At 73.5% G+C, this 22,031-nt stretch carries 29 protein-coding genes; 9 read left to right on the plus strand and 20 right to left on the minus strand.

The annotated features are described in order from the left end of the window. The first annotated feature begins 153 nt into the window (after nt 1-153). Nucleotides 154-780, plus strand: coding sequence for a TetR/AcrR family transcriptional regulator (locus BM051_RS23575; protein WP_092534616.1), 627 nt, complete (start codon nt 154-156; stop codon nt 778-780). Nucleotides 781-895: 115 nt separating this feature from the next. Here BM051_RS23575 and BM051_RS23580 read toward each other — a convergent pair whose 3' ends face one another. The 7 genes from BM051_RS23580 to BM051_RS23610 form a co-directional block, all read right to left on the minus strand. Continuing rightward, nucleotides 896-1,369: a bifunctional nuclease family protein gene (locus BM051_RS23580; protein WP_092534619.1), complete on the minus strand. Its 474-nt coding sequence runs from the start codon at nt 1,367-1,369 to the stop codon at nt 896-898. 264 nt (nt 1,370-1,633) lie between these two features. Next, complete coding sequence (gene ftsR / locus BM051_RS23585) at nt 1,634-2,413, minus strand: transcriptional regulator FtsR (RefSeq protein WP_166677830.1); 780 nt, start codon at nt 2,411-2,413, stop codon at nt 1,634-1,636. Then, a complete protein-coding gene (gene garA / locus BM051_RS23590) occupies nt 2,410-2,874 on the minus strand; it encodes a glycogen accumulation regulator GarA (RefSeq protein WP_092534625.1) in 465 nt (154 codons plus the stop codon). The genes ftsR and garA overlap by 4 nt, the downstream gene beginning before the upstream one ends. Nucleotides 2,875-3,096: 222 nt before the next feature. Then, complete coding sequence (gene gcvH, locus BM051_RS23595) at nt 3,097-3,480, minus strand: glycine cleavage system protein GcvH (RefSeq protein ID WP_092534628.1); 384 nt, start codon at nt 3,478-3,480, stop codon at nt 3,097-3,099. 58 nt (nt 3,481-3,538) lie between these two features. Continuing rightward, nucleotides 3,539-4,156, minus strand: a complete 618-nt coding sequence (gene clsA / locus BM051_RS23600) for a cardiolipin synthase ClsA (protein ID WP_092535087.1) — start codon at nt 4,154-4,156, stop codon at nt 3,539-3,541. Nucleotides 4,157-4,227: 71 nt separating this feature from the next. Continuing rightward, the gene (locus BM051_RS23605) at nt 4,228-4,500 is read right to left on the minus strand and encodes a hypothetical protein (protein WP_424923309.1); all 273 of its coding nucleotides are present in this window, start codon (nt 4,498-4,500) and stop codon (nt 4,228-4,230) included. Nucleotides 4,501-4,732: 232 nt separating this feature from the next. Continuing rightward, nucleotides 4,733-5,575: a crotonase/enoyl-CoA hydratase family protein gene (locus BM051_RS23610; protein WP_092534631.1), complete on the minus strand. Its 843-nt coding sequence runs from the start codon at nt 5,573-5,575 to the stop codon at nt 4,733-4,735. Between the two features lie 340 nt (nt 5,576-5,915). Here BM051_RS23610 and BM051_RS23615 point away from each other — a divergent pair, with 340 nt between their 5' ends. Continuing rightward, nucleotides 5,916-6,830 carry an alpha/beta fold hydrolase gene (locus BM051_RS23615; protein WP_092534634.1) on the plus strand — a complete coding sequence of 305 codons (915 nt, stop codon included), beginning with the start codon at nt 5,916-5,918 and terminating at the stop codon, nt 6,828-6,830. Here the strand turns inward: BM051_RS23615 and cobA are convergent. From cobA to rpmB, 5 genes are all read right to left on the minus strand, one after another. Continuing rightward, the gene (gene cobA, locus BM051_RS23620; protein WP_092534637.1) at nt 6,793-8,052 is read right to left on the minus strand and encodes a uroporphyrinogen-III C-methyltransferase; all 1,260 of its coding nucleotides are present in this window, start codon (nt 8,050-8,052) and stop codon (nt 6,793-6,795) included. The genes BM051_RS23615 and cobA overlap by 38 nt on opposite strands. Nucleotides 8,053-8,222: 170 nt before the next feature. Further along, complete coding sequence (gene rpsR / locus BM051_RS23625) at nt 8,223-8,465, minus strand: 30S ribosomal protein S18 (protein ID WP_092534640.1); 243 nt, start codon at nt 8,463-8,465, stop codon at nt 8,223-8,225. Between the two features lie 5 nt (nt 8,466-8,470). Beyond that, complete coding sequence (rpsN, locus tag BM051_RS23630; protein WP_092534642.1) at nt 8,471-8,776, minus strand: 30S ribosomal protein S14; 306 nt, start codon at nt 8,774-8,776, stop codon at nt 8,471-8,473. Beyond that, nucleotides 8,776-8,940 carry a 50S ribosomal protein L33 gene (gene rpmG / locus BM051_RS23635; protein ID WP_092534645.1) on the minus strand — a complete coding sequence of 55 codons (165 nt, stop codon included), beginning with the start codon at nt 8,938-8,940 and terminating at the stop codon, nt 8,776-8,778. Before rpmG ends, rpsN begins: the two co-directional genes overlap by 1 nt. After that, on the minus strand, nt 8,941-9,177 hold the full coding sequence (gene rpmB / locus BM051_RS23640; RefSeq protein WP_092534648.1) for a 50S ribosomal protein L28: 237 nt from the start codon (nt 9,175-9,177) through the stop codon (nt 8,941-8,943). Between the two features lie 102 nt (nt 9,178-9,279). On the opposite strand from rpmB, the gene mrf reads away from it, so the two are divergent. The 3 genes from mrf to rpmF are packed head-to-tail and all read left to right on the plus strand — an operon-like array spanning nt 9,280 to nt 10,969. Next, nucleotides 9,280-10,554, plus strand: coding sequence for a ribosome hibernation factor-recruiting GTPase MRF (gene mrf / locus BM051_RS23645; RefSeq protein WP_177216993.1), 1,275 nt, complete (start codon nt 9,280-9,282; stop codon nt 10,552-10,554). After that, a complete protein-coding gene (locus BM051_RS23650) occupies nt 10,551-10,808 on the plus strand; it encodes a type B 50S ribosomal protein L31 (RefSeq protein ID WP_092534654.1) in 258 nt (85 codons plus the stop codon). Before mrf ends, BM051_RS23650 begins: the two co-directional genes overlap by 4 nt. Then, nucleotides 10,808-10,969, plus strand: a complete 162-nt coding sequence (rpmF, locus tag BM051_RS23655; RefSeq protein WP_092534657.1) for a 50S ribosomal protein L32 — start codon at nt 10,808-10,810, stop codon at nt 10,967-10,969. The genes BM051_RS23650 and rpmF overlap by 1 nt, the downstream gene beginning before the upstream one ends. Before the next feature lie 112 nt (nt 10,970-11,081). On the opposite strand, the gene BM051_RS23660 is transcribed toward rpmF, so the two are convergent. From BM051_RS23660 to BM051_RS23670, 3 genes are read right to left on the minus strand one after another with little or no spacing between them, the layout of a single operon-like run. Continuing rightward, nucleotides 11,082-11,246 carry a hypothetical protein gene (locus tag BM051_RS23660; RefSeq protein ID WP_208326020.1) on the minus strand — a complete coding sequence of 55 codons (165 nt, stop codon included), beginning with the start codon at nt 11,244-11,246 and terminating at the stop codon, nt 11,082-11,084. A 43-nt stretch (nt 11,247-11,289) separates the two neighbouring features. Then, nucleotides 11,290-12,729, minus strand: coding sequence for a pyridoxal phosphate-dependent decarboxylase family protein (locus tag BM051_RS23665; protein WP_243859758.1), 1,440 nt, complete (start codon nt 12,727-12,729; stop codon nt 11,290-11,292). Further along, nucleotides 12,726-14,060: an MFS transporter gene (locus BM051_RS23670; protein WP_177216994.1), complete on the minus strand. Its 1,335-nt coding sequence runs from the start codon at nt 14,058-14,060 to the stop codon at nt 12,726-12,728. Before BM051_RS23670 ends, BM051_RS23665 begins: the two co-directional genes overlap by 4 nt. 173 nt (nt 14,061-14,233) lie before the next feature. Here BM051_RS23670 and BM051_RS30065 point away from each other — a divergent pair, with 173 nt between their 5' ends. After that, nucleotides 14,234-14,458 carry a hypothetical protein gene (locus BM051_RS30065; protein WP_092534666.1) on the plus strand — a complete coding sequence of 75 codons (225 nt, stop codon included), beginning with the start codon at nt 14,234-14,236 and terminating at the stop codon, nt 14,456-14,458. Between the two features lie 144 nt (nt 14,459-14,602). On the opposite strand, the gene BM051_RS23680 is transcribed toward BM051_RS30065, so the two are convergent. Together BM051_RS23680 and BM051_RS23685 are read right to left on the minus strand one after the other, a co-directional pair. After that, nucleotides 14,603-15,631 carry an LLM class F420-dependent oxidoreductase gene (locus tag BM051_RS23680; protein ID WP_092534669.1) on the minus strand — a complete coding sequence of 343 codons (1,029 nt, stop codon included), beginning with the start codon at nt 15,629-15,631 and terminating at the stop codon, nt 14,603-14,605. A gap of 13 nt (nt 15,632-15,644) precedes the next feature. Then, entirely contained in the window at nt 15,645-16,625 is a 981-nt protein-coding gene (locus tag BM051_RS23685; protein WP_092534672.1) for an oxygenase MpaB family protein, read from the minus strand. Between the two features lie 100 nt (nt 16,626-16,725). Here BM051_RS23685 and BM051_RS23690 point away from each other — a divergent pair, with 100 nt between their 5' ends. After that, on the plus strand, nt 16,726-17,349 hold the full coding sequence (locus tag BM051_RS23690) for a TetR/AcrR family transcriptional regulator (RefSeq protein ID WP_092534675.1): 624 nt from the start codon (nt 16,726-16,728) through the stop codon (nt 17,347-17,349). Here the strand turns inward: BM051_RS23690 and dmpG are convergent. After that, nucleotides 17,312-18,388, minus strand: coding sequence for a 4-hydroxy-2-oxovalerate aldolase (gene dmpG / locus BM051_RS23695; protein WP_092534678.1), 1,077 nt, complete (start codon nt 18,386-18,388; stop codon nt 17,312-17,314). The genes BM051_RS23690 and dmpG overlap by 38 nt on opposite strands. Continuing rightward, nucleotides 18,385-19,302 carry an acetaldehyde dehydrogenase (acetylating) gene (locus BM051_RS23700; RefSeq protein ID WP_092534681.1) on the minus strand — a complete coding sequence of 306 codons (918 nt, stop codon included), beginning with the start codon at nt 19,300-19,302 and terminating at the stop codon, nt 18,385-18,387. Before BM051_RS23700 ends, dmpG begins: the two co-directional genes overlap by 4 nt. A gap of 60 nt (nt 19,303-19,362) precedes the next feature. On the opposite strand from BM051_RS23700, the gene BM051_RS23705 reads away from it, so the two are divergent. After that, nucleotides 19,363-20,151: an IclR family transcriptional regulator gene (locus tag BM051_RS23705; protein ID WP_092534684.1), complete on the plus strand. Its 789-nt coding sequence runs from the start codon at nt 19,363-19,365 to the stop codon at nt 20,149-20,151. A gap of 344 nt (nt 20,152-20,495) precedes the next feature. Beyond that, nucleotides 20,496-20,687 (plus strand): hypothetical protein, encoded by a 192-nt coding sequence (locus BM051_RS23710; protein WP_092534687.1) that lies wholly within the window; start codon nt 20,496-20,498, stop codon nt 20,685-20,687. A 42-nt stretch (nt 20,688-20,729) separates the two neighbouring features. Here the strand turns inward: BM051_RS23710 and xylA are convergent, their stop codons facing one another. Beyond that, a complete protein-coding gene (xylA, locus tag BM051_RS23715; protein ID WP_092535096.1) occupies nt 20,730-21,965 on the minus strand; it encodes a xylose isomerase in 1,236 nt (411 codons plus the stop codon). Nucleotides 21,966-22,031 lie beyond the last annotated feature (66 nt).

Genomic DNA, 22,031 nt, shown 5'->3' on the forward strand with positions numbered 1-22,031 from the left:
CGACCCAGGAGTGAGTCACACCGACGCGATTCGTCTCTTCTGACGGTAAGCGGGCGTACCGAACCGGTCAACGCGACGCGCGGGCACCCTCAAGGCGATATCGAGACTTGACCCACGTTGACCCAACTTACTCACCCAGGTAAAACTTTACTCATGCAGGTAACAACCCAGCACCAGGGGGACCTCGGCCGAGGCATGGGGCTCAGCGTCACCGAGGCGACCCGCCGCGCGCAGATCGTCGCGGCGACCATCACGACACTGGCCGAGGTGGGCTACCCCCGCACATCGTTCGCCCGGATCGTCCAGCGCGCCGGGCTGAGCAGCACCCGGATGATCTCCTACCACTTCGCCGGCAAGAAGGATCTGATGGCGGCGACGGTCGGCGCCATCGTCGACACGTGGGACGCCTTCCTCGCCGAGCGGCTGCCCGCACACGCCGACCGGATCGCCATGCTGCGCGCCCAGATCGAGGCCGAGGTGGCCTTCCTCGGCGCGTATCCCGAGCACGCAAAGGCACTGGTCGAGATCGGCCGCCACGCCGACGACGACACCCTCGACGGGCTGGTGTGGCAGGACCTGCGCACCGGGCGGATGGAGCGGCAACTGCGGCAGGGACAGCGAGAGGGGGCGTTCGGTGGCTTCGACGCCGCGGTGATGGCGATGGCGATCCGGCAGGCGCTGGATGGGGTGGCCCTGCACCACGCCACGCGGCCGAACCTGGACCTCGCGGTGTACGGCCGCGAGCTGGCCGACCTGTTCGAGCGGGCCACCCGCGCCTAGCGGGACAATCGGGAAGTTCGCGGGGTGGCGGGAATGCGCGCCGTGGGCGGAAACGAACCCGAGCCGGCTCGGGACCGCGGTGGGTGGGAGGCGGCCGTCGACCCACGAGGGGGCGTCAGGTGTCGGCGCCGCGGAAGTCCTCCGGCGAGACGGAGTCGAGGAACTCGCGGAACTTCTCCACCTCGTCCTCCTGCTCGTCGGGGATGATCAGCCCGGCCTCCTCGAGCACACCGTCCTCGGCGTGGATCGGCACCCCCGCCCGCAGCGCCAGCGCGATCGAGTCGCTGGGCCGCGCGGAGACCCGCACGTCACCGTCGAAGACCAGCTCGGCGAAGAACGTGCCCTCCCGCAGGTCGGTGATCACCACCTGCTCGAGCTCCCGCCCCAGCGCGGCGATGACCTCCTTGAGCAGGTCGTGCGTCAACGGCCGGGCCGGCCGGACGCCCTGCTGCTCCAGCGCTATCGCGGTGGCCTCGACCGAGCCGATCCAGATCGGCAGGTACCGCTCGCCCTCTGTCTCCCGCAGCAACAAGATCGGCTGGTTCGCGGGCAGCTCGACCCGCACACCGACGACGCGCATCTCGCTCATCGGGCTTCGCCTCCCTCTCCTGCGCGCGGGCCGCAGCGCTCGTCGGGATCCTTCGCGATCCTTCGCGTCGGCCGTGGTGCCACCGCCGACGCTACCCGTCTTCCGCGCGCTGTGCTCGCCGTTGCGTGTGCTCGCTGTGTCCGTTCTCGGGTTCCACCATGGGCAAACCCATGCCTAACCGTACGGCATTCCGGGGCCGACGTTGAGTCACGACAATGTGGCGAAACAGACGCCGGACCACCGGCCGGGCGTCGCCGAGTCGGGTCACCCGCCGGTTACCCCCCGGATACCCGCCTTGACCAGCAGGGTGTGCAGCGCGACCGACAGCGCGGCCAGCTCCCGCACCAGCTCGTCGGCGCGTTCCTTGGCCGCGTCGTCACGGTGTCGGTACACGGGCGCGACGATCTGCTCCAGCAGGCCGACCTCCCGGTCGGCCGAGGCGCGGTAGGCCCGCAGGTGCCGCGGCTCGATGCCGTACTCGGTCATGGCACGGACGGTGCTGGCGACCTGCACCGCGTCGGGATCGTAGAAGCCGGCCGCGCCGGGGCGGATCAGGCCGTACTGCTCCAGCTCACCGAGCATGGCGGCGTCGATGCCGGCTTCGGCCAGCAACTCCTCGCGCGTCAGCCGGATCTCGCGCTGCGCCGCGAAGTCGTCCTTGCTCGGCAACGCGGTGGACCGCGCGTCAGCCTCAGCGCGGCCGTTGCCCCCGAGCGGCACCAGCCGGCGCGGCAGGCGGGGCAGCGCGGCGGCCGGCTCCAACCCGCGGTCGGCCGCGTCGAGCTGCTCCTTGATCACCTTGAGTGGCAGGTAGTGGTCCCGCTGGGCGGCCAGCACGAACCGCAGCCGCTCCACGTCGGCGGCGGTGAACTGCCGGTACCCGGACGGCGTCCGGCCGGGCCGGACCAGGCCCTCGGACTCGAGGAACCGGATCTTGGAGATGGTGACGTCGGGGAAGTCCGTGCGCAGCTGCGCCAGCACCGCCCCGATGCTCAACCCGTCCCGCTGGTTCCCTTCGCGTTGTGGCCGCCCGGCCGCCGTCACCGCGCCCCCTGGCCCCCGTGCCCTGGCCCGGTCAGGAAGACGAGGCGGAACTTGCCGATCTGCACCTCGTCACCGCCCGCGAGCACCGCCTGGTCGACGGGCTCCCGGTTGACGTAGGTGCCGTTGAGGCTGCCCACGTCGATCACCACGAACTCCCCGCCCTCGCGGCGGAACTCCGCGTGCCGTCGGGATACGGTGACGTCGTCGAGGAAGATGTCACTGTCCGGGTGGCGACCCGCGCTCGTGGTGTCCCGGTCGAGCAGGAAGCGCGAGCCCGCGTTCGGACCCCGCTTGACGACCAGCAACGCCGTACCGGCGGGCAGCGCGTCGACACCGGCGACCGGAGGCTCCGGCGCCTGCGCCTCCTGGCCTTCGGCCTCGGAGAGGAAGTCGGCCCGGAAGACGGAGGTCCGTTCCGGAGACTGCTCCGGGGGAACGTCGGGCCCGTCGTTCGTGCTCACCTGAGCTCTCCTAACGCACTGAGGGTAAGTGACTCGGAAGTGTTGCTGCCAACGTACCGTGCCTGATCGGTTCCGAGTGCCGGGGCTCCCCCAAGCGGCCCCGTCGCGCGACGACCGCCGAGCATCGACCGAGCGCCAGCGAGGGAGGAGCGGACGCGGGAGGAGCGCGGGCATCAGACTCAGCGAATCGCCCGGTCCGCGGCGGGCCCGGTGATCTTGGGGTCAGCTCTCGGTCAGCCGCGTGTACGCGTCCGCGTCGAGCAGGCCGTCGACGCTCGCGACGTCGTCCGGCCGGATCTCGATCAGCCAGCCCTCACCGTAGGGGTCGCTGTTCACCAGGTCCGGGGAGTCGGCGACGGCGTCGTTCACGGCGACGATCTCGCCGTCCACCGGGACGAACAGCTCGGAGACGCTCTTGGTCGACTCGATCTCACCGAACACGTCACCGGCCGCGACCTGCCGCCCGGTCTCGGGAAGGTCGACGAACACGACGTCACCGAGCTGGTCCTGGGCGTACTCGGTGATCCCGACCCGCACCGTGCCGCCCTCGCGGACGGCTACCCACTCGTGTTCTTCGGTGTAGCGGAGTTCCTCCGGAGCGGACAACGTCGGGCCCCTTTCCAGCCGTGGCTTGCCGGTGGTGTCGTGCGCGAAAGTCTGTCACCTACCCGACCGCGCCGGCACCCCGAGGGGTCGCGACGGCCCGCGCCGTCTGGATGACGTAGAGCGCACCCGACCACAGGTACAGCGCGCCACCCCAGACGGTGAACGCGTAGGCGACCGGACGGGCGACCTCCGCCAGCGTCGAGCCACCCTGGGTGAGCAGCAGCAGCGGGAAGGCGTACATGAGATTGAACGTGGCGCTCTTGCCGACGTAGGTCACCTCGGGCGGGCCGAAGCCGTGCCGGCGCAGCACCAGCAGGCAGCCGCCGACGACGAGCTCGCGGGCCAGCAGGACGGCGACCAACCACCAGGGCACGATGTCCCGGACCAGGAACGCCAGCAGAGTGGCGGCGATGTAGAGCCGGTCCGCGGCGGGGTCGAGCAGCTGCCCGAGCCGGCTCATCTGGTTCAGCCACCGGGCGAGCTTGCCGTCGAGCCAGTCACTGACGCCGGCGAAGAGCAGGATCGCCAGCGCCCAGCCGTCCTCCTTCGGGCCGAGCAGCAGCCAGAGGAACACCGGCACCAGGGCAAGGCGAAGGATGGACAGCAGGTTCGGCGCGGTCAGCGCCTGCCGCGCCAGGGTGTTCGCCTCGCCGCCGGCCGGTTCCCGCTCAGTCACACCGCCCACCGTATCCGGGCGGCTCGCACCGTCTCCGCACAGACGCTGGGCGGCGGCGCTCGGCGGCTCAGTCACCCCGACGCGCGCCGGAAGCTCCAGCCCCTGCGGCGCAGGTCGTCCCCGGTCAGCGCCTGCGGCCGGCCGTGGGCGTCGGTGCCCATCCAGCGGGGCCGGCCCACGCTGCCGTCGAGCACGTAGGGGCGTCCCTGGCTCCACACCACGGTGCACGGGGTGGTCGGGGGGACTCCGGCGGGGTTCGACGGCGTGGCCGGCACGGCCGGCATGGACGGCGCGACCGGCGCGGACTCGCTCTCCGCGGACACGCTCTCTGCTTCGGTGCTCATCGCTCTCGGTGTTCACTCCTGGGGAGGGATCGCCCGCGCGGCCGGTGCCGTGGCACCGTCGCGCACGCTCACCCCAAGAGTCGGCCGAAAGGTCCCGTTCGTTAACCCGCAACGGACCATGTTCACCCAGGTTATTGACAAACCGCAAACAAGGCCGGTCAGAGGCCGTCCACAATAGACAAGAGCATCCCGGTTCCGGTCACGCTGGGTGACCACCGCGGGGAGCGCGGCCCTACTCGCCGGTGAACCGCGGTTCCCGGCGCTCGAGGAACGCCTGGGTCGCCTCGGCGAGGTCCTTGCTGGGCAGGAACGCCGAGTTCCACGCCGAGACGTAGCGCAGCCCCGCCTCCACCTGGGCCCTGGTGTTCTCCGCCAGCACCTCCTTGACCCCGCGCACCACCAGCGGCGGGTTCGCGGCGATCTCCGCGGCCAGCGCGCGGGCCGCGGCGACCAGCGCGTCCCTGTCCGGGTAGACGTCGTTGACCAGGCCGATCCGCTCGGCCCGCGCCGCGTCGATGTCCCTGCCGGTGAACGCCAGCTCGCGCAGGTGCCCCTCGCCGATGATCGCACCGAGCCGCTGCAGGCTGCCCAGGTCGGCGACGACGGCCACCTTCACCTCGCGGACGCTGAACTTCGCGTCGGCGCTGGCCAGCCGGATGTCGGCGGCGCTGATCACGTCGACGCCGCCGCCGATGCACCAGCCGGCGACCGCGGCGATCACCGGGGTGCGGATCTCGGCCAGCGCGCTCACACTGGCCTGCAACGTCCGGATCTCCTCGAGGAACCCGGTGCGCGGGCCGGCGAGCGCCCCGCCGGAGAGGTACTCCGCCCAGCGCGGCATCATCGCCGGCAGGTCCAGCCCGTAGGAGAAGTGCTCGCCGCTGCCGGTGAGCACGATCGCCCGCACGTTCGGATCGGCGTCCAGCGCCCGGAACACCACCGGGAGCTCGCGCCAGAAGTCCGGGCCCATCGCGTTGCCCTTGCCGGGGCCGAGCAGGGTCACCTCGGCGACCCGTCCCGAGCGCTCCACGCGGAGCGAGACCAGGTCGGACAGCGCGTCAGCGGGTTCGGTCATGGGGGCATCCTGGCGGATCCGTTGGCAGCCTGCCAGCGGGTGTGCCGCACACCTCCCCGGCCCTACTCGACGCCGTGCAGGCCACCGTCATGGCGCCCACCCGTCTCCCCCACCACCCCAACGGAGACGCTGCGCGTCACCGTGCTTGCTCAGCGCTCCCCTACCGCGCGGGCTTCGCCGTTGTCGCGCAGCGGGGCGCAACGGTGGCCTTGATGGCACGGCCGCCTCGAGGCGCCGTTATGCCGTTGTCGCCGCGGAATGGTTTCCTACTGCTACCGAGGTTCCCGGGTCACCAGGGCCAGCGACAGCGACAGCGTCGATGCGGAAAGGAGTTCCCACCATGGTCGGCTCCGCCAGCTCCGTCAGCTCCGCCGCCGCGCCGGCACCGGACGTGCCGCCGCCGGTGCCCGCTCCGCTCCCCCGGCACGGGCGGCGGGCCGCCCGGCCGATCGAGCTCGCCGGGTCGTTCACCCATGAGGGGCACCGCCTCGCCTACACCGAGTTCGGCGCCGGCGACCGGGTCGTGGTGCTCGCCCACGGCCTGATGCTCACCCGGAGGATGCACGCGCCGCTGGCCCGCGGCCTCGCCCACGCCGGGTTCCGGGCGGTCACCCTCGACCTCCTCGGCCACGGCGAGTCCGACCGCCCGCGAGAGTCGTGGCAGTACTCGATGACCGCCTTCGCCGAGCAGACCGTCGGCCTGCTCGACCACCTCGACGTCGACAGGGCGGTGGTGGGCGGCACCTCGCTCGGCGCGAACGTGGCGCTGGAGGTGGCGGTGGCCGCGCCGGAGCGGCTGCGCGGCATGGTGGTCGAGATGCCGGTGCTGGACAACGCGATCGTCGCCGGGCTGCTCGCGTTCACCCCGCTGCTGTTCGCCGCCCGGTTCGCCCCGCTCACCGTGCGGGCCGTGGCGGCCGTGGCGCACCGGGTGCCGCACGGCAACCAGTGGGTCGACGTCGTCACCGACACCCTCGACCAGCGACCGGCGGAGATGGCCGCGCTCATCCACGGCGTGCTGTTCGGCCGGATCGCGCCGCCGCGGGCGGCCCGCCGGCGGATCGAGGTCCCCGCGCTGGTGATCGGCCACCAGCGGGACCCCGTGCACCCCTTCGGCGACGCCGACACCCTGGCCGCGGACCTGCCCGACGCCGAGTTCGTCCAGGCCCGCAGCCCGGTCGAGCTGCGGCTGGCTCCGACCCGGCTGACCGAGGCGATCACCGACTTCGCGCGGCGCTGCCACGAGCGCCGCTGACCTGCTCCTCCACCAGCCCGGCCACCGGCCCGACGACCGTGACCGCGGGCGGCCGCACCCCCGCGGCGGCCGCCTCCGCCGCGACGGTGCCCAGCGTCGCCCGCAGCACCCGCTGGGTGGGCATCGTGCCGTCCTGGATGACGGCGACCGGGGTGTCGGCCGGCCGGCCGCCGGCGAGCAGGGCGTCGGCGAAGGTCTCCAGCCGCTCCACCCCCATCATCAGCACCACCGTGCCGCGCATTCGGGCCAGCGCGTCCCAGTCGACCAGCGACTGCGGGTGCCCCGGCGGCACGTGACCGGACACCACGACCACCTCGTGCGCCACGCCGCGGTGGGTGACCGGGACGTCGGCCAGCGCCGGCACGGCGAACGCGCTGGTGATGCCGGGCACCACGGTCACTGGCACCCCGGCCTCGGCGCAGGCGAGCACCTCCTCGAAGCCGCGGCCGAACAGGTACGGGTCGCCACCCTTGAGCCGGACAACGAACCGGCCCTTTCGCGCGTTGTCGACCAGCGCGGCGTTGATCACCTCCTGGCTCGCCGCCCGGCCGTAGGGGATCTTCGCCGCGTCGATGACCTCGACGTGCGGGGCGAGTTCGTCGAGCAGCTCGCGCGGGCCGAGCCGGTCGGTCACCACCACGTCGGCGCGGGCCAGCAGCCGGCGGCCGCGCACGGTGATCAGCTCGGGGTCGCCCGGCCCGCCGCCGACCAGCGCCACCCCACCCCGCTCGCCGCCCGCCGGGTCGTCGCCGGGGTCGGTCACGGCGCCGGTGCGCAGCGCGTCGAGCAGCGCGTCGCGCACCGCCGCCGAACGCAGCGGCTGCCCACCGGAGAGCACCCCGACGAGCAGGCCGTCGTGCTCGCCACTGGCCGGGGTGACCGCGCTGCCCTCGACCCCGGCGTCGGCCCGGACGCAGAACACCCGAGCCCGCTCGGCCTCCGCGCACACCGCCTCGTTGACCGCGGGGGTGTCGGTGCACGCCAGCGCGTACCAGGCGCCGTCGAGGTCGCCCGCGGTGTAACGCCGCCGGTGCCACACCACCTCGCCGGCGTCGACCATCGCCTGCACCGACGGGGTGGTGTGCGGCGAGACCAGTTCCACGGCCGCGCCGGCGCGCACCAGGCGGGGCAGCCGGCGCTGGGCGACCGTGCCGCCGCCGACCACGACGACGCGCCGGCCGCGCAGGTCCAGGCCGACGAGGTAGTGGTGCTCTTCGGACATGCGCCAAGCATGCCGGCCCTACTCGCGGGCCGCGCGGTCAGGTTGCTCACTCGCGTGCGACCGCGACAGCGCGAGCAGCCCCACCCGGCGTGTTCGCCGTCCACGTCACCGTGTTCGCGCCGCACGACGCCAACCTGGCGACCGGGACGGCGAACACGCGGGCGGGGTGGTCAGCCGCGGCGGGCGTTGGGGTAGGGCAGCAGGGCCATCTCGCGGGCGTTCCTGATCGCCGTGGCGACCTGCCGCTGCTGCCGCGGGGTCAGCCCGGTCACCCACCGCGAGCGGATCTTGCCCCGGTCGGAGATGAACCGGCGCAGCAGGTCGGTGTCCTTCCAGTCCACCTCGGACACTCCCGCCACGGCCAGCGCGTTGGGCCGCCGCTTCGCCGGCCTGGCCCGGTGGTTCCGTGTCATCGACCTCACCAACTCGACTTGCTCACGCCGGGCAGCTCACCGCGGTGCGCCATCTCCCGCAGCCGGATCCGGGACAGCCCGAACGCGCGGAAGTAGCCGCGCGGCCGGCCGTCCACGGCGTCCCGGTTGCGCAGCCGGGTGGGGCTCGCGTCGCGGGGCAGTGCCTGCAGCGCCGAGACGGCGGTGGCGCGCTCCTCGGGACTCGACCGCGGCGAGCGGATCACCCGCTTCAGCTCGGCCCTGCGCTCGGCGTACCGGGTCACCACGACCCGGCGCCGCGCGTCACGCGCGATCTTGGACTTCTTCGCCATCAGCGCTCCTCCCGGAACTCGACGTGCCGGCGGGCCACCGGGTCGTACTTGCGCAGCACCATCCTGTCCGGGTCGTTGCGTCGGTTCTTCCTGGTCACGTAGGTGTAGCCGGTGCCGGCCGTGGAGCGCAGCCTCACGATCGGCCGGATGTCGTCGCGTGCCATCTACACCCGCACCCCCGCCGCGCGCAGCTCGGCGAGCACGGCCTCGATCCCGCGCCGGTCGATGGTCTTCATCCCCTTGGTCGACACCCGCAGCCGGACGTGGCGCCCCTCGCTCGGCACCCAGTACCTGCGGGTCTGCAGGTTCGGGTCCCAGCGCCGGGACGTCCTGCGGTGCGAGTGCGACACCTGCTTGCCGTACCCGGGCCGCCGGCCGGTGACCTGGCACACGCCTGACACATGCCCTCCCAAATTGAAATTGATAGTCATTGTCAACTACTGTACACAGCCGACCGTACCGCCCGACCGACGACCCGGTGTGGGTCGATGGAGGAAGCCCGCGTGACCCAGAACCTCCGCGTACCCCTGACCCTGCTCAGCGGCCTCTCCCCCGGGCTCGGCCGCCGGCTCGCCGACACGCTGCGCGCCGGCGGCCCCGGCACCGCCGTGGTGCACCACGACCTCCGGCAGGTCACCTCCGGCGTGGTGCGCCGGCGGCTGTGGCTCGACCGGCGGGACGAGCTGATCGCGCTGGAGCTGGCGCACGGCTGCGTGTCCTGCACCCTGCGCGAGGACCTCCTGCCGCTGGTCCGGCGGCTCGCCGGGACGCCCGGCGTGCGGCGGATCGTGGTGTGGCTCGACGAGGCGATGGAGCCGGAGCCGGTGAGCTGGGCACTGCGGCACGTGCTGGTCGGCGACCGCCCGGTGATCGAGGACGTCGACCTCGAGGCCGTGGTCACCGTGGTGGACCGCGACACCTGGTTCGACGCCGCGACCGGGGACGACGTCCTTGCCGAGCGCGGGCTCGCCGCCAGCCCGGACGACGAGCGCACCCTCGCCCAGGTGGCGCTGTCCCAGGTGGAGTTCGCCGACGTGGTGGTCCTCGGCGGTGACCTCGACACTGACACCGGCGACGGCACCGACGCGTGGCGGGCGGCGCGGACCGCCGCCGTGCTGGACCGGGTGGCCCCGGCGGCGGCCCGGCTCGACCTGACGGACCTCGACGCGGAGACCGTGCGCGCCGCGGTGCCGGCGAACGCCCGCCGCGGCGAGGTCACCGACCAGCACGGCCCGCTGCTGCTTGGCGAGCCGCCGCTGCATCCCGACTGCGGGATCGCGCTGCTGACCTTCACCGCCCAGCGGCCGTTCCACCCGCAGCGCCTGCACGAGGCCATCGACGTGCTGCTGGACGGGGTGGTGCGCACCCGCGGACGAGCGTGGGTGGCCAGCCAGCCGGACGTGGCGTTCTGGATCGAGTCGGCCGGTGGCGGGCTCGGCATCGGGCACGCCGGGCCATGGCTGGCGGCGCCGGACGGGCCGGCGTGGGACGAGGTGTCGGCCGAGCGCAGGACGCTGGCGTCGTTGCGCTGGCACCCGGTGTTCGGCGACCGGGCGCAGGAGCTCGTGGTGGTCACCCACACGGCCACACCCGAGGAGATCGACGCCGCGCTCACCGGGGCGCTGCTCACCGACGCGGAGTTGGCGGCGGGGCCGGAGGCGTGGCGGGACTACCCGGACCCGTTCGGGGAATGGCACGCCGACCCGTGCGCCGGCAGCGACGGCGACCCGGACCGGCGCGACGTGAACGTGCGCAACGGAAAGGACGAAAGCCGATGAAACCCGGCATCCACCCCGACTACCACCCGGTGGTGTTCCAGGACCGCTCGACCGGCGACGCGTTCGTCACCCGGTCGACGATCACCTCGGACAAGACCATCGAGTGGTCCGACGGCAACACCTACCCGCTGGTGGTGGTCGACGTCAGTGCGTGGTCACACCCGTTCTGGACGGGCACCCGGCGGATCATGGACACGGCCGGCCAGGTGGAGAAGTTCCACCGCCGGTACGGGCGAAGGGACGGTGCGCGCTGATGGCCGTACCGAAGCGGAAGACGTCCCGGAGCAACACCCGGTCCCGGCGGGCACAGTGGAAGGCCGCGCCGGTGGACCTGGTGCCGGTCGTCGTCGACGGCCGGCGCCGGCTCGTTCCCCGGCGGCTGGTCCGGCACGCCCACCGCACCGGCGACAGTTGACCGGCGGTGGACGGCCACCGCTCCGAGAACGCGCCTGACGACACCCGGTGACACCGCCGCCAGCCAAACCGCACCCCCGGCCGGCGGCGGCAGGCATCGAGTGCCCGCTGGCTCAGTGCTCGTCGTAGTGCCCGTCGTAGTGCTCGTCGTAGTGCCCGTCGTGCGCCGCGTGCCGGTGGCCGACGTGCACGTGGTCGACGTGGTCGCCGTGCGGCACGGCGACGTGCCGGCAACCCTCGCCGTGGGCGTGGTCGTGCGCGGCACCGGGCACTGTCACCGGCGGCACCACTCCCGATCGGGTGGCGGTGCGAGTGGGGTGCTCAGCGGAAGACCATGCCGAGGAACTCGAGCAGCAGCCGCTCCCGCAGTCGGGGCGGCGACACCGCGAGCAGTGCGTTCACCTCGGCCATCCGGTCCGGCAGGCCGCCGTCGGCGCCGAGCCCGGCCTCGGCGAGCAGCGTCCGGAACTGCGCACCGGTCAGCTGTTCCGGGTCCAGCGCCGCGATCAGCCCGGCCAGTTCGTCGTCGACGACCACCGGGCCGGCGGCGCGCGCGGCGGCCACCGCGGCGGCGAGGTCGGCCAGCAGCCAGGTCTCGCCGCCGTGGCTGGCGGCGGTCACCGTCAGGTGCAGGCTCACCGGTGCCGCGCCGTGCGCGAACTGCGGTTGCAGGTACCACCCGCGGACGCGCATCTCGTCGGCCACCGTGAACAGGTCGAAGTCCACCTCGCCGTCGGTGCCCAGCGCGAGCAGGGTCGCGTCCGGGTCGCCGAGCACCCGCAGCCCGTCGATCTCCCGGATCCCGTCGTGGATCGCCCGCACCGCCGCCAGCGTCGCCTCCGCCAGCCTCAGGTAGCCGGCGTCGCCCAGGTGTCGCAGCACCGCCCACGCCGCCGCCACCGGACCGCCGGAGCGGGTGGACTGCAGCGTGGTGTTGAGCATGGTGTAGCCGGGCCAGTCGGCGCTGGCGAAGAACTGTGCGCGGCGCAGCCCGGCGTCGGCGTGCAGCAGCACCGACACGCCCTTCGGACAGTAGGCGTACTTGTGCAGGTCCACCGACACGCTGCTGACGCCGGGGACGGTGAACCCGAAGTCGGACACCGCGACGCCGAGCCGGCGCAAGTAGGGCAGCACCCAGCCGCCGATGCAGGCGTCGACGTGCAGCCGCGCGCCCGCCGTGGTGGCCGTCTCGGCGATCTCGGCCACCGGGTCGACCACGCCGTGCGCGTAGGACGGCGCGCTGGCCACCACGAGCACGGTGGACCCGTCGACCGCGGCGGCCATCGCGGCCGGGTCGGCCCGGAAGGTCACCGGGTTCACCGGCACCGGCACCGCGCGCACCCCGAAGTAGTGGGCCGCCTTGTGGAACGCCGCGTGCGCGGTGGCCGGCAGCACCATGGTGGGGCGGGCCACGTCCGGCCTGGCCTCGCGCGCGGCGAGCACGGCGAGCAGGCACGACTCGGTGCCGCCCGAGGTGACCGTGCCGACCGTCTCCGCTCCCCCGCCGACCAGCCCGGCGGCCGCGGCCACGAGGTCGTTCTCCATGGCGGCGAGGCTGGGGAAGGCGGTGGGATCGAGCGCGTTGGCCGGTGCGCCCAGTGCGTGCGCCGCCGCGGCCAGCTCGTCCAGCCCGGCCACCCCGCTGTCGTAGACGTAGGCCAGCGTGCGGCCGCCGGAGGTGGGCAGGTCGCCGGCGCGGCGGTCGCGCAGCTCGGCCAGCACGTCGGCGGCCGGCCGGCCCCGCTCCGGCAGTGCGCTCACGGCCGCGGCTCCAGCACCCGGCCCCGCCCCGGTCCGGCCACCACGCGGCGGGGCAGCAGCGGGATGCCGAGCAGCACCAGCACCGCCGGGATGGCCGAGAAGCCGACCACGATCGCGGCCACGGCGCTGCCCGGCTGCGCGACCGTGATGCCGCCGGCCGTGGACACGTAGCCGCCGAGGCCGAGCACCAGCCCGAACAGCCCGGGGCCGAGCGCGAGACCCAGCGTCTCGGCGGCGGTCCACACCCCGGCGGCGACGCCGGCCCGAGTGGCGCCGGTGCGCTCCTCCTCCGCGGTGATGAGGTCCGGCAGGATCGCCAGCGGGAACACCTGGATGCCGGCGTAGCCGATGCCGGCCAGCGCCACGAAGCCGAACACCACCGGCAGCGGCAGCACCCTGGCCCCGACCAGGCCGAACAGCGCGACGGCGAACACCGCGGTGGCGACCCGGAAGCCGAGCAACTTGCCGCCGCGCTGGCCCAGCCGGTTCCACAGCGGCATCACCACCAGCGCGGGGCCGACGAAGCCGGCGAACAGCAGCGACTGCAGCCCGGGGTCGCCGAGGACGTACCTGGCGACGTAGACCACGCCGGCGAGCAGCGTGCCCACGCCGAGTGCCTGCACGAAGTACACCGACAGCAGCCAGCGGAACGACCGCCACTCGCGCATGGTGGCCAGCAGCTCGCGGAACCGGGGCGTGGGCGCGCGCAGGGCGCCGACCGGGGCGCGACGCAGCCCGAGGTACACGCCGACGGTGCCGGCGATCATCAGCGCCGCCACCGCGACGCCCATCACCCGGTAGCCGGGTATCCCGCCAACCGCGTCGGCGATCGCCGGGGCACCCGCGCCGGACACCAGGATCGCCAGCGCCAGCACGGCGATCCGCCAGCTGGTCAGCCGGGTGCGCTCGTCGTAGGCGTCGGTGATCTCGGCGGGCAGTGCGTTGTAGGGCACCTGGAAGAACGCGAACGCGGTGGCGCAGAGGAAGAACACGGCGACCACATAGGCGGCGTCGCGGGGCATCGAGCCGAGCCCGGGGTGGGCGAACAGCGCGGCGAAGCACACGGCGACGCCGATCCCGCCGAGCAGCAGGAAGGGGCGCCGGCTGCCGTGCCGCGCCAGGCCCGCGTCGGACAGCCGCCCGGCGAGCGGGTTGAACAGCACGTCCCACGCCTTGGGCAGCAGCACGATCGCGCCGGCCACGGCCGCCGGCACCGCCATCGTGTCGGTGAGGTAGGGCAGCAGGAGCAGCCCGGGGACGGTCCCGAAGGCTCCGGTGACGAAGGAGCCGAGCGAGTAGCCGAGCCGGGTGCGCGGGGTCAGCTCGGCCACGGGACCTCCTCGACGCTGTGCCCGGGTTGCGGAACTTCCGGTCCGATCGCCCACCTCCGAGGTGGGTGATCGGGGGAATCGTGTCATCGCCGTGACCCCGCCCCACCACCGGCCCGCTCGTCCGACTCGGTCCGGCGGACTCCGGGGCGTCGGCGTCGCTCTAGCTGGACGGTGTGCGCGACGACGATCCGGCGTGGGCCTGGTGGATCAACGACCAGGAGCTCGCCTGGCACGAGGCCACGGTCCAGGCCGACTCCGCCGACCGGATCTCCGCGGCCGACACCGTCCAGGCCTCGGTGGCGGGCACGCCGGCCACAGCCGGGCAGCTCCGGTACCTCCTGAGCAGCGCGGGATACGGCCCTAACCCCGGCCGCGTGCCTCCCACTCGGCGCGGGTGAGGGCGTACTCGACCTCACCGTGCTCGGGTTCCTCGCCTCGGACGCCGCCAGCAACATCAACGGGGTCGTGCTCCCGGTGGACAACGGCTGGGCGGCGGTCTGACCAGGGTCCGACGTCCGCGGATCAGAACGGACGGGACCGGATCAGGACAGGACGTCGGCGACCCTCTCCAGGGTCGCGGCGTCGCCGCGGAGCAGGAGCGTGGTGACCACGCTCTCCTCCCACGCGGCCAGCTCGTCGCGGATCTTCGCCGGCGGCCCGATCAGCGAGGTGTCCTCCACCAGCCTGGTCGGGATCACCGCGGCCGCCTCCTGCTTGCGCCCGCTCAGGTACAGGTCCTGGACCTTGTCCGCCACGTCGGCATACCCCATCCGGGCGAACACATCGTGGTGGAAGTTGACGCCCTTGGCTCCCATGCCGCCGATGTAGAGCGCCAGCGCCGGGCGGATCATGTCGGCCGCCTGCTCCACGTCGTCGTGCACGATCACCGGCACCGACGCGGCCACCTCGAACTCCGCCGGGTCGGGCGCGCCGTCGGCCCGCCGGGCGAAGCCCTCCGCCAGCGCGGCCCGGTAGAACCCGTCGCTCCTCGGCGAGAAGAACAGCGGCAGCCAGCCGTCGCCGATCTCGGCGGCCAGCGCCACGTTCTTCGGCCCCTCCGCGGCGAGGTGGATCGGGATGCGCCGGCGCAGCGGGTGCACCGTGGACTTCAACGGCTTGCCCAACCCGGTGCCGCCGGCCAGCGGCAGCTGGAAGAACTCGCCGTCGAAGGTGAGCGGCTCCTCCCTGGCCACCACCCGCCGAACGATCTCCACGTACTCGCGGGTGCGGGCGAGCGGCCGCGGGTACGGCTGCCCGTACCACCCCTCCACCACCTGTGGACCGGACGCGCCGAGGCCGAGGACGAACCGGCCGCCGGACAGGTGGTCCAGGGTGAGCGCGCTCATCGCGGTGGCGGTGGGGGTGCGGGCCGACATCTGCACGATGTTCGTGCCCAGCCTGATCCGCGAGGTCGACGCGCCCCACCAGGCCAGCGGGGTGAACGCGTCGGAGCCGTAGCCCTCGGCCGTCCACACCGACTCGAACCCCAGCTCCTCCGCCCGCACGATCGCCTCGAGCGCGCCCGGCGTCGGGCCGGTCGTCCAGTAACCGATGTGATAGCCGAGCCGCACGCCGACCTCCTCGCTAGACCTTGGGTGAATAGTGCGTGGGGCTGTCCCGCTCGTCCAGTGGCGGCAGGTTGCGTGCCGGGGTCTCCACCAGTGGCGCGCCCGCCGGGGCCTTCCCGGCCGCCCGGCGCCATCCGGCCCGGGCCCGCGGGTGGTAGCGCCGCTCGAACGGCACCAGGTGGAACGCCGCGTTGATCGCCCTGCCGACCAGCCGGTGCAGCCGCGCGTCCCCGGCCGACCACGAGTAGCCCAGCTTGGCCCGCACCGCGGGGTGGTACATCCCGACGGTCAGCCACACGAAGCCGCGGGCGACCGGCACCCGCAGCAGCCGCCACACCGCGTCCGGCAGCCACGCCAGCATCGGCGGCTTGGCCAGCTCGCGGATGTCCAGTACGTCCCTGGTGGCCTTGTTGACCTCCAACACCTCGGTACACATGTGCTCGTAGTAGCGCTGGAAGTCCTCCCAGGTGCGGGGTACCGGCCGCATGCTCATGCCGTACAGCCGGTACCACTGCACGTGCTCGGTGAACAGTTGCCGCCGCTGCGCCTCGGTGAGCCCGCCGGCGAAGTGCTCCGCGGTGAGCAGGGTGATCACGAAGAACGTGGCGTGCGCCCAGTAGTAGGTGTCCGGGTCGAGCGCGTGGTAGCGCCGCCCCTTGGCGTCCACGCCCTTGATCGTGGCGTGGTACCCGCGCACCTGGCGGGCCGTCTCCGCCGCCCGCGGCCCGTCGTAGACCACCCCGCCGATCGGGTACAGCGACCGGAACAGTCGCTGCCAGCGCTCGGTGAAGAACGTCGAGTGCTGTTCCACCCCCGCACCGAGCCCCGGGTGCATGTTCTGCATCGAGCCCGCCCACAGCGCGAGCAGCAGGCCCCGCCAGTCGCCGAAGTACCGCCAGGTCAGCGAGTCCGGGCCGAGCGGCTCCGGATCCGACGGGTCCGGGGCGGCCGCACCGGGCGGCGCGGTCGGGACGGCCTGGTCGGGCAGCTGGGTCATCGCCGGGATCCCTCCACCAAGTGACTACGCTCGTTGTCAGGTTAGGATTGACAACACTCGTAGTCAATCGGCACGGGACGGGCTCGGGAGAATCGGCGAGATGGGTGACACCGCGGCGGGGCGCACCTGGGGTGGGACCACCCTGACCGACCGCAGGGCCGCGCGTCGGGAACAGCTCCTCGACGCCGGCCTCGACCTGCTGGGCACCGGCGGCAGCCCGGCGGTGAGCGTCCGGGCGGTCTGCCGGCACGCCAAGCTCACCGAGCGGTACTTCTACGAGAGCTTCGCCGACCGGGAGGCGCTCGTGCTCGCCGTCTACGAGCGGGTGGGCGAGCGGGCCCGGCAGGCGCTGGTGGACGCCGTGGCGGCCGCGCCGGGCTCGGCCGAGGAGCGGGCGGCGGCCGCGGTCACCGCGTTCGTGGAGCTCATGCTCGACGACCCGCGCAAGGGCAGGGTGCTGCTGATCGCGCCGTTGAGCGACCCGGTGCTCAGCCGCCGTGGGGTCGAGCTGCTGCCGGACTTCGCCGCGCTGATCCGCGAGCAGCTGCCGGCGGGCGTCGACGAGCTCGACCGGGAGCTGACCGCCGTCGGGCTGGTCGGCGCGCTGACCAACCTGTTCATCGGCTACCTCGAGGGCACCCTGCGGGTGTCTCGGGAGCGCCTGGTGGGGCACTGCGTGCGGTTGCTCAGCCGGGCCGGTGAGCCCGCTGCCCGGCACCGCTAGCCTCCCGCTCGCGCCGCAGCTCCAGCGCGACGTCGATGATCATGTCCTCCTGGCCGCCGACGTACCGGCGCTCCCCCACCCGGTAGAGGATCTCGTGCGCCGGCACGTCGTAGCGCCGCGCCGCGCGCTCGGCGTGCAGCAGGAAGCTCGAGTACACCCCGGCGAAGCCCTGCACGATCGAGCCGCGGTCGATCACCGGCAGCCGGGTGATGTAGGGCTTCACGACGTTCTCCGCGGCGTCCATCAGCAGGTCCTTGTCCACCCCGGTGGTCACGCCCAACCGTTCGAACGTCGCGGCCAGCACCTCCGTCGGTGAGTTGCCGGCGCCGGCGCCGAGCGCGGCCAGCGACCCGTCGATCTGCCGCGCCCCGGCGCGGTGGGCGAGCACCGAGTTGGCCACCCCGAAGCTGAGGTTCTGGTGCCCGTGGTAGCCGACCTGCGCCGCCTCGCCCAGCTCGGCGACCAGCGCGGCCACCCGGTCGGCGGCCTCCTCCAGGACCAGCGCGCCAGCCGAGTCCACTACGTAGACGCACTGGCAGCCGGCGTCGACCATGATCCGGCCCTGCTTGGCGAGCGCTTCGGGGTCGACCATGTGCGACAGCATCAGGAAGCCGACCGTCTCCAGCCCGAGCGCGCGGGCCGCGGTGAAGTGCTGCACCGACACGTCCGCCTCGGTGCAGTGCGTGGCGATCCGCACCGCGCCGGCGCCGAGGCCGGCGGCGGCCCGCAGGTCGGTCACCGTGCCCAGCCCGGGCAGCAGCAGCACGGCGATCCGCGCCGACCGCGCCTCCTCGACGGCGGCGGCGATCAGCGTGCGCTCGTCGACGAGGGAGAAGCCGTAGTTGAAGGTGGACCCGCCGAGGCCGTCGCCGTGGCTGACCTCGATGAGCGAGACGCCGGCGGCGTCCAGCGCGCGGACGGTGTCCCGCACGTTGGCCTCGGTGAACCGGTGCGCCATGGCGTGGCTTCCGTCGCGCAGGGTGGTGTCGACCAGCCGGACCTCCCGGCCCGCCCCGTCCCAGCCGCCCGCCGCGGTCATGCGCGCACCGCCTTCCGCTCGGCGATCCGTTCGGCCAGCAGCTCGCCGACCCTGGCCGCGGCCGCGGTCATGATGTCGAGGTTGCCGGCGTAGGCCGGCAGGAAGTCGCCGTTGCCGGCGACTTCGAGGAACACGGCCACCCTGGCCAGGCCGCGCCACTCCGGCCGGGGGTCGTCGAACTGCGGCTCCGCCTTGAGCAGGTAGCCCGGCACGTACCGCTGGACGTCCCGGACCATCCGCTCGACCGAGTCGGCCACCGCGGCCCGGTCGGCGTCCGGATCGATCGCGCAGAACACGGTGTCCCGCATGATCATCGGGGGCTCCATCGGGTTGATGATGATGATCGCCTTGCCCCGCTCGGCGCCGCCGACGACCTCGAGGCCACGCGCGGTGGTCTCGGTGAACTCGTCGATGTTGGCCCGGGTGCCCGGTCCGGCCGAGCGGGACGCCACCGAGGCGACGATCTCGGCGTAGGGCACCGGGGTGACCCTGGCGACCGCGTGCACGATCGGGATGGTGGCCTGCCCGCCGCAGGTGATCAGGTTCAGGTTCGGCACGTCGAGCTGGTCCGGCAGGTTCACCACCGGGCAGGTGAACGGGCCGACCGCGGCCGGGGTGAGGTCGACCGCCTGGATGCCGGCGTCGGCGTAGCGCGGCGCGTTGGCCCGGTGCGCCGCGGCCGAGGTGGCCTCGAAGACCAGGTCCGGCCGCTCGTCCTGGTCCAGCAGCCAGTCCACCCCCGCGGCGGAGGTGCGCACCCCCAGCTCGGCGGCCCTGGCCAGCCCGGCGGAGGTCGGGTCGACACCGACCATGTACCGCACGTCGATCCGCTCGCTGCGGCGGAGCTTGGCCAGCAGGTCGGTGCCGATGTTGCCGGGACCGACGATCGCGGCCACCGCCCGTGCCTCGCCCATCCGTGCTCCTTCCTCGTCCTGGCCTCCACGGTCGCCCGGGGGATCGGGCACACTCAACGCATGTGTCCCGCTCACCGGAACGACGACCCTCGCGCTGCCCCCGGGGATGACGGGGCGGGGCCTTCGGTCGTCGCCAGGGTCACCGCGCTGCTCACCGCGTTCCGGCCCGGTGACGACGCGCTCGGGGTGTCCGAGCTGGCCCGGCGCACCGGGCTGCCGAAGTCGAGCGTGCACCGGCTGGCCGGCGGGCTGGTCGAGCACGGGCTGCTGGAGCGGGACGGCGGCGCGCTGCGGCTGGGCCTGAAGCTGTTCGAGATCGGCCAGCTGGCCACCCGGCAACGCGGAATCGTCGACGCCGCCCGGCCCTATCTCGCCGACCTGCGCGAGGCCACCCGCAACACCGTGCACCTGGCCGTGCTGGAGGGCACCGAGGTGGTCTATCTGGACGTGCTGCGCGGGCCGGACGCGCCGCGGCTGCCGTCCCGCATCGGCGGCCGGTTCCCGGCGCACGCCACCGCGGTGGGCAAGGCCATCCTCGCCCACTCCCCGGCGGCCATGGTGGACGCGGTCGTCGCCGCCGGGCTGCCGCGGATCAGCCGGCGGACGATCACCGCGCCCGGGCTGCTGCGCCGGCAGCTGGAGAAGGTGCGCGCCGAGGGGATCGCCTACGAGCGCGAGGAGTCCGGTGTCGGCGTGGTGTGCGCGGCCAGCCCGCTGCTGGACCCGGGCGGGCGGGCGGTGGCGGCCATCTCGATCTCCGGCTGGACCAGCCGGATGCGCACCGACCGGGTCGCTCCCGCGGTGCGGACGGCGGCGCTGGCGCTGTCCCGCGGCCTGCCGCCGCTGTGACCGAGCCCGCGAGCGAACCACTCGACACAGCATCCGCGGGACACGTCACCGACGAGCGCCAGCGAGGAGGGCATGTGATTCGCGTCCCTTCGTGACGCGCCGGGCACCCCGGGTGTCAATCGGCTGGTCGGGGGACTACTCTTTCGGCCTTGGTGCTGGGCGTCAACGCCGCGTCAATGGTCCCGCCGGCCGTGTCAAGACCGCGGCAGGCCGGGGTGTCAGGTGTCCGCCCGGCGCCGATCCTGGAGTCGTGCCGCCCGATGACGGCACCCGGAACAAGACCAACGACCATCGGTGACGCCGGTGCCGACGCACCGGGTCGCCGGGAAGCGAGTGGACGTCCGATGAGTCCCCTGGTAACCGCGGCCCTGCTGATCGGCGGGTTCGTGTTCGCCGCGCTGGTGCTGCGCGGACTGCTCTGGTGGGCCAAGGCCGAGTCCCACCCCGGGCCGGCGGCCCGGTCGGCGGGCGCGGGCACGCCCAGCACGCCGGCGGAGGCGCTGCGGCCCGCCGCGGTGTCCGCCCGCCGCTCCTGATCGCCCCGACCGCGCCGCGCCCGGCCGGGGCCCGAGGAGGGCTCAGGTCGGGTGTGGCGCGTCGATCAGGTGCTCCAGCGCGAGCTGGGACAGCCTCGCGTAGCCGTACCCGCGGGCGGCCGCGGCCTCGGGGTCGAAGTCCTCGTAGGCACCGCGGTCGGCGCGCAGGTCGGCGACCGTCTCGCCCGGGGCGAGTGTCGGCGTGGCCAGCTCCGGCGCCCGGGAGGCGGCCAGTGCCTCCTTCACCTCCGGGTCGGATCGGAAGTTGCGGGCCCGCTCGGCGAGCAGCAGGTAGCTGCGCATGTTCGCGGCGGCGCTCGCCCACACTCCGTCGATGTCCTCGGTGCGCAGCGGCTTGTAGTCGAAGTGCCGCGGCCCGTCGTAGCCCCCGCGCCCGCCGGCGCCAGAGGCACCACGCAGCCCGCCGGCGCTCGACGCGCCGACGCCGTGCTCCAGCAGGTCGACCAGGAAGAACGCGGACAGCAGGTCGCCGTGGCCGAAGATCAGGTCCTGGTCGTAGCGGGGGCCGCGCTGGCCGTTGAGGTCGATGTGGAACAGCTTGCCCTGCCACATCGCCTGGCCGATGCCGTGCACGAAGTTCAGCCCGGCCATCTGCTCGTGGCCGACCTCCGGGTTCACCCCGACCATGTCGGCGTGCTCCAGCGTGGAGATGAACGCCAGCGCGTGCCCCACGGTGGGCAAAAAGATGTCGCCGCGGGGCTCGTTCGGCTTGGGCTCCAGTGCCAGCCGGATGTCGTAGCCCTGTTCCCGCACGTACTGGGCGAGCGTGTCGACGCCCTCCCGGTAGCGGTCCAGCGCCGTCCCCATGTCCTTGGCGGCGTCGGTCTCCGCGCCCTCCCTGCCGCCCCACAGCACGTAGGTGGAGGCGCCCAGTTCCGCCGCGAGGTCCAGGTTGCGCATCACCTTGCGCAGCGCGAACCGGCGGATGTCGCGGTCGTTGTTGGTCAGCGCGCCGTCCTTGAACACCGCGTGGGTGAACAGGTTCGTCGTCGCCATGGGCACGACGAGCCCGGTCTCGTCGAGCGCCGCGCGGAACCGGCTGATCCGCCGCTCCCGCTCGGTGTCGTCGGAGCCGAACGGGATGAGGTCGTCGTCGTGGAAGGACACGCCCCACGCGCCCAGTTCGGCGAGCTTGCGCACGACCTCCACCGCGTCCAGCGGGGGGCGGGTCGCCTCGCCGAACGGGTCGACGGCACGCCAGCCCACCGTCCACAGCCCGAAGCTGAACTTGTCCTCGGGTGTCGGCTCGTACGCCACCTTGCTGCCTCCCAGCCTCACGACCAGCCCGCGCTAATAGTTCGGCGACTGAACTTATCCTCGGGG

Source organism: Amycolatopsis arida (assembly GCF_900115565.1).
Classification (GTDB): Bacteria; Actinomycetota; Actinomycetes; order Mycobacteriales; family Pseudonocardiaceae; genus Yuhushiella; species Yuhushiella arida.